This window comes from Azospirillum fermentarium (genome assembly GCF_025961205.1).
Lineage (GTDB): Bacteria > Pseudomonadota > Alphaproteobacteria > Azospirillales > Azospirillaceae > Azospirillum > Azospirillum fermentarium.
Genome location: NZ_JAOQNH010000001.1, coordinates 2961888 through 2977400, shown reverse-complemented (window position 1 = coordinate 2977400; position 15513 = coordinate 2961888). Strand labels below are relative to the sequence as shown.

12 protein-coding genes are annotated in these 15513 nt (G+C 68.5%); 8 read left to right on the top strand and 4 right to left on the bottom strand.

Annotated elements, in window-relative coordinates; all coding sequences use genetic code 11:
• Positions 1 to 92 precede the first annotated feature (92 nt).
• A complete protein-coding gene (locus tag M2352_RS13920) occupies positions 93 to 1148 on the top strand; it encodes a class I SAM-dependent methyltransferase (protein WP_264665074.1) in 1056 nt (351 codons plus the stop codon).
• A gap of 41 nt (positions 1149 to 1189) precedes the next feature.
• Here M2352_RS13920 and M2352_RS13915 read toward each other — a convergent pair whose 3' ends face one another.
• Complete coding sequence (locus tag M2352_RS13915; protein ID WP_264665073.1) at positions 1190 to 2578, bottom strand: ABC transporter substrate-binding protein; 1389 nt, start codon at positions 2576 to 2578, stop codon at positions 1190 to 1192.
• A gap of 438 nt (positions 2579 to 3016) precedes the next feature.
• Here M2352_RS13915 and M2352_RS13910 point away from each other — a divergent pair, with 438 nt between their 5' ends.
• The 6 genes from M2352_RS13910 (at position 3017) to M2352_RS13885 (ending at position 10835) form a co-directional block, all read left to right on the top strand.
• Positions 3017 to 4834: an aminopeptidase P family protein gene (locus M2352_RS13910; RefSeq protein ID WP_264665368.1), complete on the top strand. Its 1818-nt coding sequence runs from the start codon at positions 3017 to 3019 to the stop codon at positions 4832 to 4834.
• A 379-nt stretch (positions 4835 to 5213) separates the two neighbouring features.
• The gene (locus tag M2352_RS13905; protein WP_264665072.1) at positions 5214 to 5582 is read left to right on the top strand and encodes a chemotaxis response regulator CheY; all 369 of its coding nucleotides are present in this window, start codon (positions 5214 to 5216) and stop codon (positions 5580 to 5582) included.
• Between the two features lie 12 nt (positions 5583 to 5594).
• A complete protein-coding gene (locus tag M2352_RS13900; protein WP_264665071.1) occupies positions 5595 to 6824 on the top strand; it encodes a protein phosphatase CheZ in 1230 nt (409 codons plus the stop codon).
• Positions 6825 to 7026: 202 nt separating this feature from the next.
• Complete coding sequence (locus tag M2352_RS13895; RefSeq protein WP_264665070.1) at positions 7027 to 7761, top strand: protein phosphatase CheZ; 735 nt, start codon at positions 7027 to 7029, stop codon at positions 7759 to 7761.
• Positions 7762 to 7976: 215 nt separating this feature from the next.
• Positions 7977 to 9668, top strand: coding sequence for a methyl-accepting chemotaxis protein (locus M2352_RS13890; RefSeq protein ID WP_264665069.1), 1692 nt, complete (start codon positions 7977 to 7979; stop codon positions 9666 to 9668).
• A 141-nt stretch (positions 9669 to 9809) separates the two neighbouring features.
• Positions 9810 to 10835, top strand: coding sequence for an agmatine deiminase family protein (locus tag M2352_RS13885; protein ID WP_264665068.1), 1026 nt, complete (start codon positions 9810 to 9812; stop codon positions 10833 to 10835).
• A 62-nt stretch (positions 10836 to 10897) separates the two neighbouring features.
• Here M2352_RS13885 and M2352_RS13880 read toward each other — a convergent pair whose 3' ends face one another.
• Together M2352_RS13880 and M2352_RS13875 are read right to left on the bottom strand one after the other, a co-directional pair.
• Complete coding sequence (locus M2352_RS13880) at positions 10898 to 11572, bottom strand: FkbM family methyltransferase (protein ID WP_264665067.1); 675 nt, start codon at positions 11570 to 11572, stop codon at positions 10898 to 10900.
• 178 nt (positions 11573 to 11750) lie between these two features.
• Positions 11751 to 12920: an extracellular catalytic domain type 2 short-chain-length polyhydroxyalkanoate depolymerase gene (locus M2352_RS13875; protein ID WP_264665066.1), complete on the bottom strand. Its 1170-nt coding sequence runs from the start codon at positions 12918 to 12920 to the stop codon at positions 11751 to 11753.
• Between the two features lie 248 nt (positions 12921 to 13168).
• Here M2352_RS13875 and M2352_RS13870 point away from each other — a divergent pair, with 248 nt between their 5' ends.
• On the top strand, positions 13169 to 13621 hold the full coding sequence (locus M2352_RS13870; RefSeq protein ID WP_264665065.1) for a flagellar basal body-associated FliL family protein: 453 nt from the start codon (positions 13169 to 13171) through the stop codon (positions 13619 to 13621).
• 3 nt (positions 13622 to 13624) lie between these two features.
• Here the strand turns inward: M2352_RS13870 and M2352_RS13865 are convergent, their stop codons facing one another.
• Positions 13625 to 15481 carry a potassium/proton antiporter gene (locus M2352_RS13865; RefSeq protein ID WP_264665064.1) on the bottom strand — a complete coding sequence of 619 codons (1857 nt, stop codon included), beginning with the start codon at positions 15479 to 15481 and terminating at the stop codon, positions 13625 to 13627.
• Positions 15482 to 15513: the final 32 nt, after the last annotated feature.

Below are 15513 nucleotides of genomic sequence, written 5' to 3'. Positions count from 1 at the left end.
GACTTGGCGTTCCGCGACAAAATGCCGCTTTTCGGGTCGGGTGATGTCGCACGCGGGCTATACGCCGCTTTGGGGGGTGAAAGGGGGCAACCGTGCATCCGCGTGAGATCGAGCGGTGGCTGAACCCCGACTGGCGGGCGAGGCTGCTGGCATGGTGGGAAGGCTACGACCTGTCCACCCTGCAAAAACAGGCGCGCGTGGCCCGGCAGGGCATGAGCGACCGCCGTTTCAGCCTGCGCCAGGGTGGTGTCGGCACGCACGCCGACGCCGTGGCGGCCAGCACCGCCGCCGCGGGCGCCGGGGCTGTGGCCGCCGGCCCGCCCATGACCCCGGAAGAGGCGGAGGAAAAGGGGCTGGAAGGGCTGCAGCTCGACCGCCGCGGCTGGCCCGTCTGGTCGGTGGAGCGCGTGCGCGGCGCCCAGATGCTGTGGGGGGAGGGGTTCACCGCCCCCGGCGATGCCCATTGGATGGTCGATGCCGTGCGCCCCTTCGGCCTCAACCCGTCGAAATCGGTGCTGGATCTGGCCGCCGGGCTGGGCGGGGTGGCGCGGGCCATCGTCAACGCCTTCGACACCTGGGTCACCGGGCTGGAGCCGTCGCCGCTGCTGGCCCGCATGGCCATGCGCCGGTCCCAGATCCAGGGCATGGACCGCAAGGCGCCGGTCATCCATTATGACCCCGAACACTTCCGCCCGGCGGGCAGCTACGATCTGGTGCTGGCCGACCGCATCATGCACCGGGTGCGCGACAAGGACTTCTTTCTCGACAACGTTGCCGACTGCCTGAAGCCCAAGGGCAGCGCGCTGTTCATGGATTACGTGATCGAGGGAACCCCGGATTCGTGGGATTCCTGGAACGCCTGGAAGGAGGAGGAGCCCACCGACCTGTTCCCCTGGACCACCAAGCGCATGACGGACGAGCTGACCCAGCGCAACCTGGATGTGCGCATCGGCGAGGATCTGACCCAGATCCACCGGGCGCAGGTGCTGGAGCGGGTGCGCCAATTGTCGGAGCGCATCGAGCACATGCCCCCCGACGGGCGCCTGTTCGCCGGGCTGGCCCGCGAGCTGGCCCTGTGGTGGGCGCGGCTGCAGGTGCTGGGGAGGGGGTTGAGCTTCTACCGCTTCGTGGCGCTGAAGCCGGCGTAGGAAAGCCCGGCCGCTCCCCGCCGCCCCGGCATTCCCCGCGTTCAGGGACAGGAGCGGGGAACGATCCTCTTGTCGGCGGCATAGACGGCGGCGGACCTTTCCACCAGGGTGCGGATCAGCGCGCGGTCCGGTTCGATCCAGTCCGAGGCGGGAACCCACGCGCTGCCGGTCCATTGCTGGATGCGAATCGGGGTCATCCCCTCGTGGTCGGTGCAGGTGATGCGCAACGGCGCCATGAACCCCTCCAGCCCCAGGGATCGGATGGTCTCCGCCGTCAGGTTCAGGGATTCGAAGCCCCACCGCACCTCCTCCCCCGTCAGGGGGCGGGCGCCGAAACGGCGCTGGGCGGTGCGGATCGCCTCCACCACCACCACGGCGTTGTAGAGGCCGCGGTTGTAGAGAACGCTTCCCACGTGGCTGCCGTCGCCCGCCGCCCGCCCGCGCTCCACCACATGGCGGCGGATGGCGTCGATGGCCGGAAAACGGTCGCCGGTGGCGTGAAAGGCCAGCGCCTTGTACCCCCGCGCCGCATCGCCCGCCGGCAGCACGTCCTGTTCCGACCCGGCCCACCACACGCCGATGATGCGGTCGGCGGGGAAGCCCACCGCCGCCGCCTCCTTCAGCGCCGCGCTGTTCAGCACGCCCCAGCCCCACAGCAGCACGTCGTCGGCGCGGAACTGGCGGGCCACCTGCAGCCACACCGCCTTTTGCTCCAGCCCCGGCGGGGCGACGGGGAAGCTCTCGAAAACAAAGCCGTAGCGGGCGCTCAGCTCCTCCAGCAGGGGGATCGGCTCGCGGCCGAAGGCGCTGTCGTGGTGAACCAGCGCGATGCGCCGCCCCTTCAGCGCCGCGGTGCCGCCCAGCCCCCGGGCGATGTGGGTGACGGCGGCGTCGGCCCCGGTCCAATAGCTGGCGGGCAGGGTGAAGACATAGGGAAAGACCCGCCCGTCCCCGGCGTCGGCCCGCCCGTACCCCGACGAGAACAGCGGAATGCGGTCGGCCCGCGTCCGTTCGATCAGGGCATAGGTGATGCCGGTGGACAGCGGCAGCACCACCGCCGCCCCGGTCGGCCCCTTGGCCTTCAGCGCCTCGTAGCACGCGATGCCGCGGTCGGTGCTGTAGGCGGTGTCGCATTCCTCGAACGCCAGACGCACGCCGCCGACGCCGCCGTCGCGGGCGTTGATCAGGGTGAAGTAATCGGCCATGCCGTCGGCCAGCGGAATGCCGGTGGGCGCGTAGGGGCCGGTGCGGTAGACCAGATGGGGAATGAACTGAACCGGCCCGCCGGGCGTGTCGGCTTGCACGCTTCCCCCCCAAAGGGTGACGGCTGCCCATGCCACGGTTGCCCATGCCACGGTTGCCCATGCCACGGTTGCCCATGCCACGGCGGCGGCAACCGCGTTCAGCGCACGCACGCGGCGTCCGCCCATGGCCTGTCCCCCCTTGTCCCCGTTCCGTTGCGCATTGCTGCCGGTTGAGCGGCAGTGCCGGCTTGTTCCGCCACCTTGAGGATAAGAGCAAAGCCGCCGGGGCTTCAAGGAAGGGATCGGTTCCCGTATCCGTTTGTGCCGGTGGCGCCGTTGACCGGGGGCGGTGCGCGGCCTAGCCTCATGGATCCGGGTTTCATCACAGGAAGGACCGTTGCGGTGATAGACGACACCCTGTTGGGCAGTGCCGGGTTGGACAGCGCCGGATTGGGCGGCCTGCTCGCGGCCAGTGGCGCCACCGTGACCGTTGATGGGCTGCGGGCGCTGATCCGGGGCGTGCTGGCGGCACCGGACGGCGCCGGTCCCGACGCGTGGATGGCGCTGGTGGCGGACGCCCCCTCGGCGGATCTGATGCGGGCCCTGCGCGCGCTGAAGGAGGCGATGGCGGCGGAGCCGGTGGAGCCCGCGCCCCCGCCCGCCGAACGGCTGGAGCGGCTGCGGGCCGAACTGCGCCGCCGGTCGCTCGACGGCTTCGTGGTGCCCCGCGCCGACGAGCACCAGGGGGAATATGTGCCCGCGCGCGCCCAGCGGCTGGGGTGGCTGACCGGTTTCACCGGGTCCGCCGGTCTGGCGGTGGTGGGGCCGGCCACGGCGGCCCTGTTCGTCGATGGCCGCTACACCTTGCAGGTCGAGGCGGAGGTGGACGGCAGCCTGTACGCGTTTCGCCACCTGATCGAGGATTCGCTGTCCGGCTGGGTGGCCGGGGCGGTGCCCCGCGGCGGACGGCTGGGCTATGACCCGTGGCTGCACCCGGTGGGGTGGGTCGAAAAGCTCCGCACCGCGCTGGAGCGGGAGGGGATCGACCTCGTGCCGTGCGACGGCAACCCGGTGGACGCCGTGTGGCCCGGCCAGCCCCCGGCTCCCCTGGCCCCGGTGGAACCCCACGACGACGCCCTGGCCGGCATGAGCGCCGGTGAGAAGCGGCAGGCGGTGGCCGAGGCGCTGCGCCGCGACGGCATCGGTGCGGCCATCCTGACCCAGCCCGATTCCATCGCGTGGCTGCTGAACATCCGCGGCGGTGACGTGCCGTGCACGCCGCTGCCCCTGTCGTTCGCCATCGTCGATGACGGCGGGGCGGTGGACCTGTTCATCGATTCCCGCAAGCTGCCCGCCGCCACCCGGCGCCATCTGGGGGACGGGGTGCGGGTGCTGCCGCCCGACGCGCTGGAACCGGCGCTGGACCGGCTGGGCCGCGGCGGGCGGCGGGTGCTGGCCGACCCGGCGTCGGCGGCGGCGCGCATCTTCGACCGGCTGCATCTGGCGGGCGCCCACGTGGTGCGCCAGGGCGATCCCTGCGCCCTGCCCAAGGCGTGCAAGAACCCGGTGGAGCTTGACGGCACGCGGGCGGCCCACCGCCGCGACGGGGTGGCCATGGTCCGTTTCCTGCGCTGGCTGGACGGGGCGGCGGCGGACGGCACCCTGAGCGAATCCGCGGCGGCCGACCGGCTGCTGGCCTTCCGGCAGGAGGGGGAACGGTTCCGCGGCCTGAGCTTCGAGACCATTTCCGGCGCCGGCCCCAACGGCGCCATCGTCCATTACCGCGTGACCCCGGCCACCGACCGCCGGCTGGAGCCGGGCTGCCTCTACCTGCTCGACAGCGGGGCGCAGTACCTGGACGGCACCACCGACGTCACCCGCACCATCGCCATCGGCACCCCCACGGCGGCCATGCGCCGCCACTTTACCCTGGTGCTGAAGGGGCACATCGCCCTGTCGCAGGCCCGCTTCCCCAAGGGCACCAGCGGGTCGCAGCTCGACGCGCTGGCGCGCATGGCGCTGTGGCAGGCGGGGCTGGATTACGACCACGGCACCGGCCACGGCGTCGGCAGCTATCTGTCGGTGCACGAGGGGCCGCAGCGGGTGGCCAAGGCCCCCAACGCGGTGGCGCTGGCGCCGGGCATGATCCTGTCCAACGAACCGGGCTATTACCGCACGGGGGAATACGGCATCCGCATCGAGAATCTGGTGGCGGTGACCGAGCCGGCCCCGGTGCCCGGCGGCGAGCGTCCCATGCTGGGGTTCGAGGTGCTGACCCTGGTCCCCATCGACCGCCGGCTGGTGGACGCGGCGCTGCTGAGCGTGGAGGAGACCGCGTGGCTCGATTCTTACCACAGCCGGGTTTACGCCGTCCTGGCCCCGCACCTGGAACCCGGCGATGCCGCATGGTTGCTTCGTGCGACAATCCCGCTGGCGGGGTAAAGGGCGGCACGGGGGGCATCGGCCGGAGATCGTGGGATTACACGTGCTTTACGAAAAATCTATGCGTGCGTTCGCCCGTGAAATCTGGCACCGTCCCGCCCGTGCAGCCCACCACGGGAATTGTACGGCTGGAATCGCCGGTCCGACCGGATACCGTCCGTGTGATAACGTGACCGGCCGCCCGCAGGGTTAAACAAGTTCTTTACCAAGCCTGCTGCAGACTGTCTCACCACGGCGGGGTTATCGTCCAAATGGATGACATTTCGTCGGACTTGGGGCATCAACAGTCGGACCGGCACACCAGACGCGGCACCCCTTGGCACATTGATGCGACGCACGGGGACGGCCCTGCCAACGTTAAGAATGCGGAGACGCTTAGATGAAGATTCTTGTCGTCGATGACTACGCCACCATGCGGCGCATCGTGCGCAACCTGCTGACCCAGATCGGATACACCGATATCGACGAGGCGGGTGATGGCGTCGGCGCGCTCCAGAAGCTGCGGGAGAACAAGTTCGGTCTGGTGATCTCCGACTGGAACATGGAGCCGATGACCGGTCTCCAGCTGCTGAAGGAAATCCGTGCGGATGCCAAGCTGGCGTCCACGCCCTTCATCATGGTCACGGCCGAAAGCAAGACGGAAAACGTGATCGCCGCCAAGCAGGCCGGCGTGAACAACTACATCGTCAAGCCGTTCAACGCCGAAACCCTGAAGCAGAAGATCCAGTCCGTGCTGGGCACCGGCTGATAGGAGCCCGCGGTGGAGCAACTGCCGCAATTGACCGAGGAGGAGTTCGAGCAGATCGAAGAAGCGGTCGCTCGAACCGCCAAGGGCCGTGCGTTCCTGCGCCGTTACCATCGGCGGGCTATGGGAGCTGCGTCGGAGGAAATCCGCGGCATGCTGCAGGATTTCCGCCGTTCGTGGGATCAGAACGCACAGGCGGCAGAGACCGTGAAGCGGGTGGAGGTGCTCCGCCGCGAACTGATGGAGATGGCCGCCTCCATCGAACGGGCACGGCGCGAGGTTGCGGCCCTGCGCCCCCCCGACACGTCCAACAACAAGATCGTGACGGCGACCAGCGAACTGGACGCCATCGTCACATCGACCGAGCGGGCCTCGTTCGAAATTCTCAACGCCGCCGAGCGGCTGATGGATCTGTCGTCGCGCCTGCGCGCCGACGGGGCCGCATCCGACCTGTGCAGCGATATCGAATCGGAAGTCACCAACATCTTCACCGCCTGCTCGTTCCAGGATCTGACCGGGCAGCGCACCAGCAAGGTCATCAACGCGTTGCGCTACATCGAGCAGCGCGTCAACGCCATGATCGGCATCTGGGGCGACGACGGGCTGAGGGGGTTGGACGTTCAGGACGAGATCACCGATCATCGCCCCGACGCCCATCTGCTGAACGGGCCGCAGATGGAAGGCAAGGGCGTCAGCCAGGCCGATGTGGACAGCCTGTTCGACAGCCCGGCCCCCATGGCCGCGCCGGCCCCGGCTCCGGTGGTCATGGCGGCCCCGCCGCCACCGCCGCCGCCCGCGGCGCTGGTGCAGAGCAGCCAGGCCGACATCGACAGCCTGTTCGACAGCCCGGCGCCCGCCGCGCCGACCCCCGCCCCGGCGGCCAAGGCCAGCCAGGCCGACATCGACAGCCTGTTCGACAGCCCGGCGCCCGCCGCGCCGGCTCCCGCCCCGGCGGCCAAGGCCAGTCAGGCCGACATCGACAGCCTGTTCGACGGGCCGGTCACCACGTCGCCGGTCACCACGTCGCCGGTGACCGGATCGGGGCCCAAGCTGGGGGCCAAGCCGCTGCCCAAGCTGGGGCCCAAGCCGGGGGGGGCCAAGCCGGCCGCCGCTGCCGCCGCTGCCGCCGCCCCGCCCAAACCGCCGCCGCCCAAGCCCCCGCCCCCGGCGGCCGTGCCGAAGCCGGAGGAGGACGATGGAACCCCGGCCCTCGACCAGTCGGCCATCGACGCCCTGTTCGGCTGAGGATCGGGGTCGTGAGGTCTGCTGTCTGCATGGCGCCGACGCCAAAAGGCAAAAGACCAAGGAAATTTGACGGACATGTAAGCATTTCTTCGTAAATACTCCGCTAGACTACCGTCCTCCGTTCCCAGGATGTGGCGGCGACTGGACCAACGATCAGGGCCACAGGAATCCGTGGCCGTTGCGGAAAAGAGGCAGGGACAGCATGACGCAGTTGCAAAAGCCTTTCATGGCCGAGCTGCAAAAAGCCAAGCGCAACGGCAACCCGTATCATGCGGTGGCACCCGACGCATCGGTCCCTGCGATCGCCGCTCCGCTGCCGGCCGCCACGGTCACGGTCGATAATCAGGAGGTGCTGCGGGCCATTCACGACCTGGGCAGCCGTCTGGACCGCTTCCTGAGCATGGACGCCCAGCAGATCGACCAGATCCAGACCGAGATCGCCGACATTTCCGGCCGCATCAAGGCCACCAAGGTGGAAATGGCCGCCCTGCGCCATCCGCTGGCCGGTGAAGACAAATTTCAGCAGGCATCGGAAGAATTGACCGCGGTGGTGTCCGCGACGGAAGCCGCGACCAACACCATCATGGCCTGCGCCGAGGAATTGGAAGAAGTCGTGCAGGAACTGCGCGCGTCGATGCCGGAAGGGTATCAGGCCGACCGCGTGAACGACATGCAGGAAGTTATTGTCCGTATCTATGAAGCCTGCAATTTCCAGGATCTGACCGGCCAGCGCATCACAAAGGTGGTCCGCGCCCTGTCCTTCATCGAAGAGCGCGTGGACGCCATGATGGGGGTGTGGAACCGCCGCGAGTTCGAAGCGATGCCGCTGCCGCCGTCGGTCACCAAGAAGGATGGCGACCTGGATTTGCATGGCCCGTCCGCCGAGGAAGTCCCCGGCAACATCAGCCAGTCGGACATCGACGCCCTTTTCGCCTGATCCTGACCGCCGTCCGGGGCTGCCGGTGCGGCAGCCCCGCCGGTGCGCCGGTGATGGCTCTGATGACCGCCGAGGTCTGCGCCCCATGGGCGCCACCCTTTGCGGTGGCCTGACGAATGATGTCCGTGGAACGTGCCGCCGGGGGGCGCGTGCCGCGGATCATGGCGGACATGATCACCGGACCGCACGGTCCGGGACGGGGGAGACTGCACGGCATGGCGTTTCTGAATTCGCTTTCCATCCGCACCCGCCTGCGCCTGATCGGGGCCTTGTCCCTGGCAGCACTGGGCGGGTTGACTCTCACCACCGTGGTGACCAACGGCACCGTCGCCGATGCGGTTTCCGAAAACAGCCTGCGGCAGGAGCAGTTGCGCCTGATCACCGACCTGCGGGTGGTGCGGGCCAACGTCATTCTGGCGGCCATGGACACCATCGTGGACCGGGCCGAGGGGGTGGTGCAGCCCGAGCGGCGCAAGGAAATGGACGGGGGGGTGGCCGAACTGACCAATGCCCTGCCCAAGCTGCGGCAACTGGCCGACACCCCGTCGGAACGGGACGAGGTGCGCAAGCTGGAAGCCTCGCTGGGCGTGCTGAAGACGGCGCTCGCCGATCTGACCGCGGCGGTGACGGCCAAGGCCGACGACAAGGCGTTCGACGCTCTGGACGACCGCATCGACCAGGCCGGCGATGAGGAGGACAAGGCCCTGTCCACCCTGGAGGCTTCCCTCACCCGCGAGGTGCAGGGGGCGAACACCGCCATGGGCGATACCCTGTCCCGTGCAACGGTGATCGCGGCCAGCGGCGCCGCCGCCATGGCGGTGGTGCTGACGCTGCTGCTGATGTGGATCGGGGAGAGCATCGTCATCCCGCTGCGGTCCTTGCGCGATTGCATGGAGGGGCTGGCCGGCGGGCGCCACGATGTCACGGTGCCCGGCACCGGTGGTGCCGACGAGGTGGCCGCCATGGCCCGGACGGTGGAGGTGTTCCGCGCCAACGCCCAGGAAAAGGCCCGTCTTGAACACAGCGCGCAGCAGGTCAAGGACGAGAGTGAGCGAACCCGCCGGGACGCCCTGCGCACGCTGGCGGATTCCCTGGAAGGGGCGGTGCGCCAGACGGTGGAGGCGGTGGCCGAGGCCGCCCAGCGCATGAGCGGAACCGCCCGCAGCCTGACCACCAGCGCCGAGGATGCCCACGCCCAGGCCACCACCGCCGCCGGGGCTTCGCAGCAGGCGGCGGCCAATCTGGAATCGGTGACCGCCACCACCGGCACGCTCACCGATTCCATCGGCGCCATCGCCCGGCAGGTATCGGCCTCCGCCGAGATCGCGCGCGATGCGGTGACCCAGACGGCCCAGGTCAGCGGGCGCATGGGCGAACTGACGGAGGCCGCCAACCGCATCGGCGACGTGGTGCAGCTCATCACCGACATCGCCGGCCAGACCAATCTCCTGGCGCTCAACGCGACCATCGAGGCGGCGCGGGCGGGCGAGGCCGGCAAGGGCTTCGCCGTCGTGGCGACCGAGGTCAAGAATCTGGCCAATCAGACGGCCAAGGCCACCGAGGACATCGCGGCCCAGGTGGGCGACATGCAGCGGGCCACCGGCGAAACCGCGGCGGTGATCGACGCCATCGTCGCCACCATCCGCCGCATCGACGGCATCGCCGCCGAAATCGCCGCGGCAGTGGAGCAGCAGGGCACCGCCACCCGCGACATCGCCCGCAACGTGGACCAGGCGGCGGCGGGGGCGCGGTCGGTCACCGGCAGCATTCAGCGGGTGAACGACGCCGCCCGCACCACCGGCACCGCCGCCCGCGACGTGCAGACGCTGGCGGAAACCCTGTCGGGGCACGCTTCGGCCCTGCGGCGGGATGTGGAGGGCTTCATCGGCACCCTGCGGCGGGCGTGACCGCCCTTTCCCTATGGCGTGATTGCCAAACCCCGCCATCCCTGGTTAGGGTGCTGTGAAATCCTGGACGGCGCGCCGGGGAAAGCCCGGCGCCTTGTGCGAAAACCAGGGATGCGAAAACCAGGGGAAGGGATGGCAGCGATGACGACACCGGCAGCCCGCGGGTTCCGTATGCCCGGCGAATGGGTTCCCCACACCCGGTGCTGGATGGCGTGGCCATGCCGCCCGGAAACCTGGCCCGAAGGCCGGTTCGACGCCGCCACCCAAGCCTATGCCGAGGTGGCCCGCGCCATCGCGGAATTCGAGCCGGTCACCATGGTCTGCGATCCGGCCGACGTGGCCGAAGCGTCGCTGGCCTGCGGGGCAGGGGGAAGCGGCATCCAGATTCTGCCGGTTCCCCTGTCGGATTCCTGGATCCGCGACACCGGGCCCAGCTTCGTCACCGATGGCCGGGGCGCTCTGGCCGGCGTTCATTGGGGGTTCAACGCCTGGGGCGGCAACTACGCCGAGTGCGGCAAGGACCGCGAGGTCGGGCGGCTGGTGCTGGAACACCTGGGGCTGGAGCGGTTCCGGGCACCGCTGGTGATGGAGGGCGGCTCGTTCCATGTGGATGGGGAAGGGACGCTGATCACCACCGAACAATGCCTGCTGAACCCCAACCGCAACCCGCACCTGTCGCGGGACGAGATCGAACAGCACCTGAAGGACCATCTGGGGGTAAACACCGTCATCTGGCTGGGCGAGGGGTATCAGGACGACGAGACCGACGGACACATCGACGAGATCGCCTGTTTCGCCCGTCCCGGCGTGGTGCTGGCCCTGACCACCGACGATCCGGCGGACCCCAATTTCAAGATTTTTCACGACAATCTGGACCGGCTGAGCCGGGCCCGCGACGCCCATGGCCGCGCGCTGGAGGTGGTGACGCTGCCCCAGCCCGCCCGCCGGGACGAAAACGGGATGCGGCTGACCCTCTCCTACACCAACCTCTACATCGCCAACGGCGGCGTGGTCGCCCCGTCGTTCGAGGATCCCCACGACGACGAGGCGTTCCGCATCCTGCGCAAGGTCTTCGCCGACCGCGAGGTGATCCAGGTGCCGGCCCTGGACATCGTGCGCGGTGGGGGCGGCATCCACTGCATTACCCAACAGCAGCCGGCCCCGTGAAGCGGTTCCCCGTGACCGGCCTTGACGGTTGACGCAATGGCCGGGTGCGGAAAGCCCGGCGGTCAGGTCAGGCGTTGCAACCGGCGCCGGATGCCGCGGCCATACTTCACGGCGGTCCGTGCCCAAAGCCGGTGCCGCCAGCCCACCCCGGCCTTGGGGTTGACGAACAGAACGTCGGTGTTGTCGAGCGAGAACGGCAGCATATGGAAACCCAGGTGCTGCAAGCGCCTTTTCACCGCCTCCACCGCCGGGCGGGTTTCCGGGTAAAGGAAATCGTGGAATTCTATGGTGATCTGGTCGATGTCGGCGAATTCGGCATCGGCGGCGGCGGCGAACATGTCCAGTTCGGCCCCTTCGATGTCGATCTTCAGCAGGTTGATCCGCCCGATGCCGTTGCGGCGCCGGAACTCCGCCAGGGTCACGGTATCGGTGTCGATGGTCTGGCCCGCGCGCTCCCCCTCGTACTGATCGAAACCGCTGGCGCAGCGGTCGGGGTAGACGTTGATCCGCATCGTGCCCACCGCCCCCGACAGGGCGACCGGCAGCAGCGTCAGGCGGGGATGCCGGGTGATCCGTTCGGCCAGTTCCGGCACCGGTTCGGCCGAGAACACCCGGCTGCCGTAGCGCTGGATGACCGAGTGGGCGAATTCCCCATGATTGGCCCCCAGATCGACGATGATGCTGTTCTCATCAATCTGTGCGAAGAAGGAATGGCAGCAAATGTTATCGACCACCATTCTCTTCCCTTTCAAGATTATGGCGCCGTGAGCCGGTCGGAAAAATCTCTTTTTATTTTATAAGACAGATGGGCTGCACGGACAAGAGGGTGCCCGCCCGTACGGTGTCTTGCCCGAAACCGGTGGCCATGGCGGCATGATAATATTGTGCCGCCATGACTGGGGAATTCCCGGCCTGTCAACGCCGGCTCAGCGTCTCCACGAACTTCCAGATGGTGCGGATCTGGGGGGCATCCTTGCGCCAATAGCCGGCGCCGTTATAACCCCACCAGTCCCAGCAACCGCTGGGGTTGCCGCTGATCCCCGACACCCCGTCGGTGTTCTGGGCCTGGGGGTACAGGACGACGATGTTGTTGCGCTCGGCGTATTCGTTGTAGCCGGCGTCGGCGGCGAACAGATAGGTGTGCTTGGGGTCGTAGCTTTCCAGGTTGATCTGGTCCTGGTTCTGGTGGCAGCCGTGCAGCGCGATGTGGAGCGAACACGACTGGCCGTTCTTGCAGCCTTCCGGCACATAGATGTAGCCGTACTTGTGCATCCGCCACGTGGGGTTGCCGGGTCCGATCACCGCGTGCTGGTCGAACCGGATCAGGTTGCTGGGCTCCGCTGGGCGGTTGGCCTGGGGCACGTTCTCGCGGTGGTGCAGGTACGCCATCATGTCCGCCGCCCCGTCCATGCCGCAATTGGCGATGTAGGGCGCCCCGGCCACGCAGCCCGTCTGGTTGGGGGACGCGGTGGTCGGCATGGTGTGCGGCATGGCCGGGACCACCTTGGACACGATGTTCTGCGTGGCCGTCTTGTCGGCGCACGACCCGAGCAGGGTCTCGTACAGCGCCTTGGTGGCGTTGGTGACATTGGCGGGCACCGTCTGATCGTCGCCCCCGGCGATCAGGTACACCCGGTCACCGCACAGGCCGTCCTTGGGGTCCACCGCCCGGCGGTCGAAGGCGTCCTTGGCCAGGTAGGCGAGCTGTGACAGTTCGATGGGGCGTCCGGCCACGCCCGGCACGGCCAGGGCGGGGATCTTCTTGTAATAGGCCGTGCACATGTTGGTGGCGGTGATGTCCGACGTGACCGGTGGAGTCTGCCCCAGCATCAGGTCGGCGCAGCGGAACGGCGGGCCGGCCACCAGACCGGCCCCCACCAGATCCTTGGAATGGGCGACGTGAAGCTGGAACGCCATGGCCGCGCCCGATGAAATCCCCGATACCGACACGTCCCCGCGGTTGATGGACAGTTTGATGTTGCTGCTGCGCAATTCGGCAATCTGGGCCTGGGCCGTCGCAGCCGCGGTGACAATAGACAGGACGGCCAGGGCAGGAAAGACCGCCTTGAACACTGACGTATTCATCAATGAGATTCCTTGTGATTATGATTGGGTGGACACTTTTTGCTAACAAAGCACGCATGACTTGTCATGGTATGAATTGACGCAATGCAGCATGTATCGGGAAAAGAACAAACTGTCCCGTCCGTGACGCCGCATGGGGACGGAAGCGGGCGCACGCCTCGCTTTCGGCTTTAAACACTTTGGTTGTCCGATTACTCTGCGCTCGGCGGCGGGGTGTCGGTACCCCGGCCATAGCGGGTGGATCGGCCGTGCGCATCATTTTCCGGCGCCGCGAGAACGGCGAGCATGTTTCCCTGAGCTTTCCCGTGGTCGTGGCCGGCGTTCTGCTGCTGCTGGCGGTGCTGGGCGGCGTCACCGCCGTGATCGCCAACAAGCCGAAATCGCCGATGTCGGTCACGGGAACCACGCGCAACTACGCCCGCCTGCCGGAAATGTCGTTCGCCATGGGCAACGACCGGCAGGTGATAGACGTGCGGGCGCTGATCGAGCTGGACCCCGGCGTGGACCCGACGGTCGCGGCGCCGTATCTGGACCGTATTTCCGACCGGCTGTCGGACCGCATCCGCCAGCTCGATCCGTCGCAACTGGCAGGGGCGGAAGGGGCCAGACTGGTCAAGAGCACCATCGGTCAGGTTCTGGACCGGGAAATGAAGGGCGTGAAGGTCCGCGACGTGCTGCTGGACCGTTTCGTCATCCGGTGACGGTCATTCGTTGATGCCGGCGGGGGGCACGCTCTTGTGCCGCTGCGCCCGCCATTGCCACAGGCGGAAGCTGATGGCCGCCCGCCAGCGCCCGAACGACCGGCGCAGCAGCGTTCCGGGGTTCTCGAACAGGGCGATGCGCGGCTGCGACACCGGCGTCGGCTCCAGCGCCAGCCCGATGGAGGTGATGACCGCCTCCTCCATGTCCCGCACGATCAGCTCCACGCCGCCCATGCGCATGCGGTCGCCGATTTCCACCCCCGCCCCGAATTCCTTGGCGAACAGGGCGCGCAGGCTGAGATCGGCGTTGGGCAGGGCCAGCGGCAGCCCGTACATCTCCGCCACCTGTTCGGCGGTGACGTCGGGGTTCAGCACCAGATCGCCGAAGAACTGGTGGTCGTCCTGGTCCAGCGGGCGGGTGCCGCCGTACAGCCGGTCGAGCAGCGGCAGCCGCGACGGGGCGGCGAAGACATAGATGTGGTCGCCGCCCATCAGCGGCTTGGCGCGGTAGATGGGCACCACCGTGCCGTTGCGGATCACCAGCGACGGGCGCGCCCAGCGCGGCACCTTCTGCCCCCGCGCGGCGGGGCTCTTGGCGTGAACCGTGTAGGCGACCAGCTCGTGGTTGGCCTCCCCCGGCAACTCCAGTTCCACCCGGTCCACCGGGCCGGTGCGCGGCGGGATGATCAGCCCCAGCCAGCGGGCCATGGGGCGGATGGTCCAGCCCTGGACCAGCAGCGACAGCACCACCACCAGAAAGGCGGTGTTGAAGATCACCTGTCCGCTTTCCAGCCCGCCCAGGATCGGCACCAGCGCCAGCAGGATCGACACCGCCCCGCGCAGGCCGACCCAGGCCACGAACGTCGTCTCGTTGGCGGAAAAGCGGAAGGGGATCAGGCACAGCCACACCGCCAGCGGGCGCGCCACCAGGATCAGCAGCACCGCCAGCGCCACCGCGGGCAGGGCGATGTCGGCGAAATGGCGCGGCGTGGCGAACATGCCCAGCAGCACGAACATGACGATCTGGCTCAGCCATGTCAGGCCGCTGTGGAACCGCCGCAGCCCCTGGGCACCCCGCAGATGCACGTTGCCGGCCACCAGCCCCGCCACGTAGACGGCCAGGAAGCCGCTGGCCCCCAGGGCCGCCGTGGCGCCGAAGATGAACAGCGCCAGCGTCAGGGAAATGACCGGGTAGAGGTCGCTGTCCAGCTTCATGCCGTTGATGCAGGCCACCAGCAGCACCCCGCCCAGGCCCCCGGCCACCACGCCGCCACCCATCTGCAGCAGGAATTCCAGCGCGATGGACCCGGCCCCCATCACATGGCCCGACGTTGCCATCTCCACCAGAAGGATGGTCAGCAGGATCGCCATGGGATCGTTGCTGCCGGATTCGATTTCCAGCGCCGAGCGCACCCGTTCGCGGATGGTGATGCCGCCGACCCGCAGCAGCATGAACACCGCCGCCGCGTCGGTGGAGCTGACCACCGATCCCAGCAGGAACGCCTCGACCCACGGCAGGTGCAGCAGGTAATGGGCGGCCACCCCCACCACGCCGGTGGTGATGCCGACCCCGGCGGTGGCCAGGCTCATGGCCGGCCACGCCGCCGCGCGGTAGGCGGACAGCCGCGTGTCGAACCCGCTTTCGAACAGGATCACCGCCAGCGCCGCCGATCCCACCAGAAAGGCCAGCGGCGCATCGCTGAAGGCGATGCCCAGCAGCCCGTCCTCCCCCGCGATCAGCCCGACCGACAGGAAGATGAGAAGAAGGGGGGTGCCCACGCGGATCGCCAGCGCCCCCGACAGGATGCTGAGGATCAGAAGCGCCGAACCGACCAGAATGATGCTGTAGGCCGCTTCCATGTGCCTGGACTCTTTCCCGCCGGAACCGGGGC

Bases quoted from the DNA above. Each gene is read 5' to 3' on its own strand.
- M2352_RS13915 (WP_264665073.1), bottom strand. From the start codon at position 2,578: ATGGGCGGACGCCGCGTGCGTGCGCTGAACGCGGTTGCCGCCGCCGTG.
- M2352_RS13910 (WP_264665368.1), top strand. From the start codon at position 3,017: ATGGCGGCGGAGCCGGTGGAGCCCGCGCCCCCGCCCGCCGAACGGCTG.
- M2352_RS13905 (WP_264665072.1), top strand. From the start codon at position 5,214: ATGAAGATTCTTGTCGTCGATGACTACGCCACCATGCGGCGCATCGTG.
- M2352_RS13895 (WP_264665070.1), top strand. From the start codon at position 7,027: ATGACGCAGTTGCAAAAGCCTTTCATGGCCGAGCTGCAAAAAGCCAAG.
- M2352_RS13890 (WP_264665069.1), top strand. From the start codon at position 7,977: ATGGCGTTTCTGAATTCGCTTTCCATCCGCACCCGCCTGCGCCTGATC.
- M2352_RS13885 (WP_264665068.1), top strand. From the start codon at position 9,810: ATGACGACACCGGCAGCCCGCGGGTTCCGTATGCCCGGCGAATGGGTT.
- M2352_RS13880 (WP_264665067.1), bottom strand. From the start codon at position 11,572: ATGGTGGTCGATAACATTTGCTGCCATTCCTTCTTCGCACAGATTGAT.
- M2352_RS13875 (WP_264665066.1), bottom strand. From the start codon at position 12,920: ATGAATACGTCAGTGTTCAAGGCGGTCTTTCCTGCCCTGGCCGTCCTG.
- M2352_RS13865 (WP_264665064.1), bottom strand. From the start codon at position 15,481: ATGGAAGCGGCCTACAGCATCATTCTGGTCGGTTCGGCGCTTCTGATC.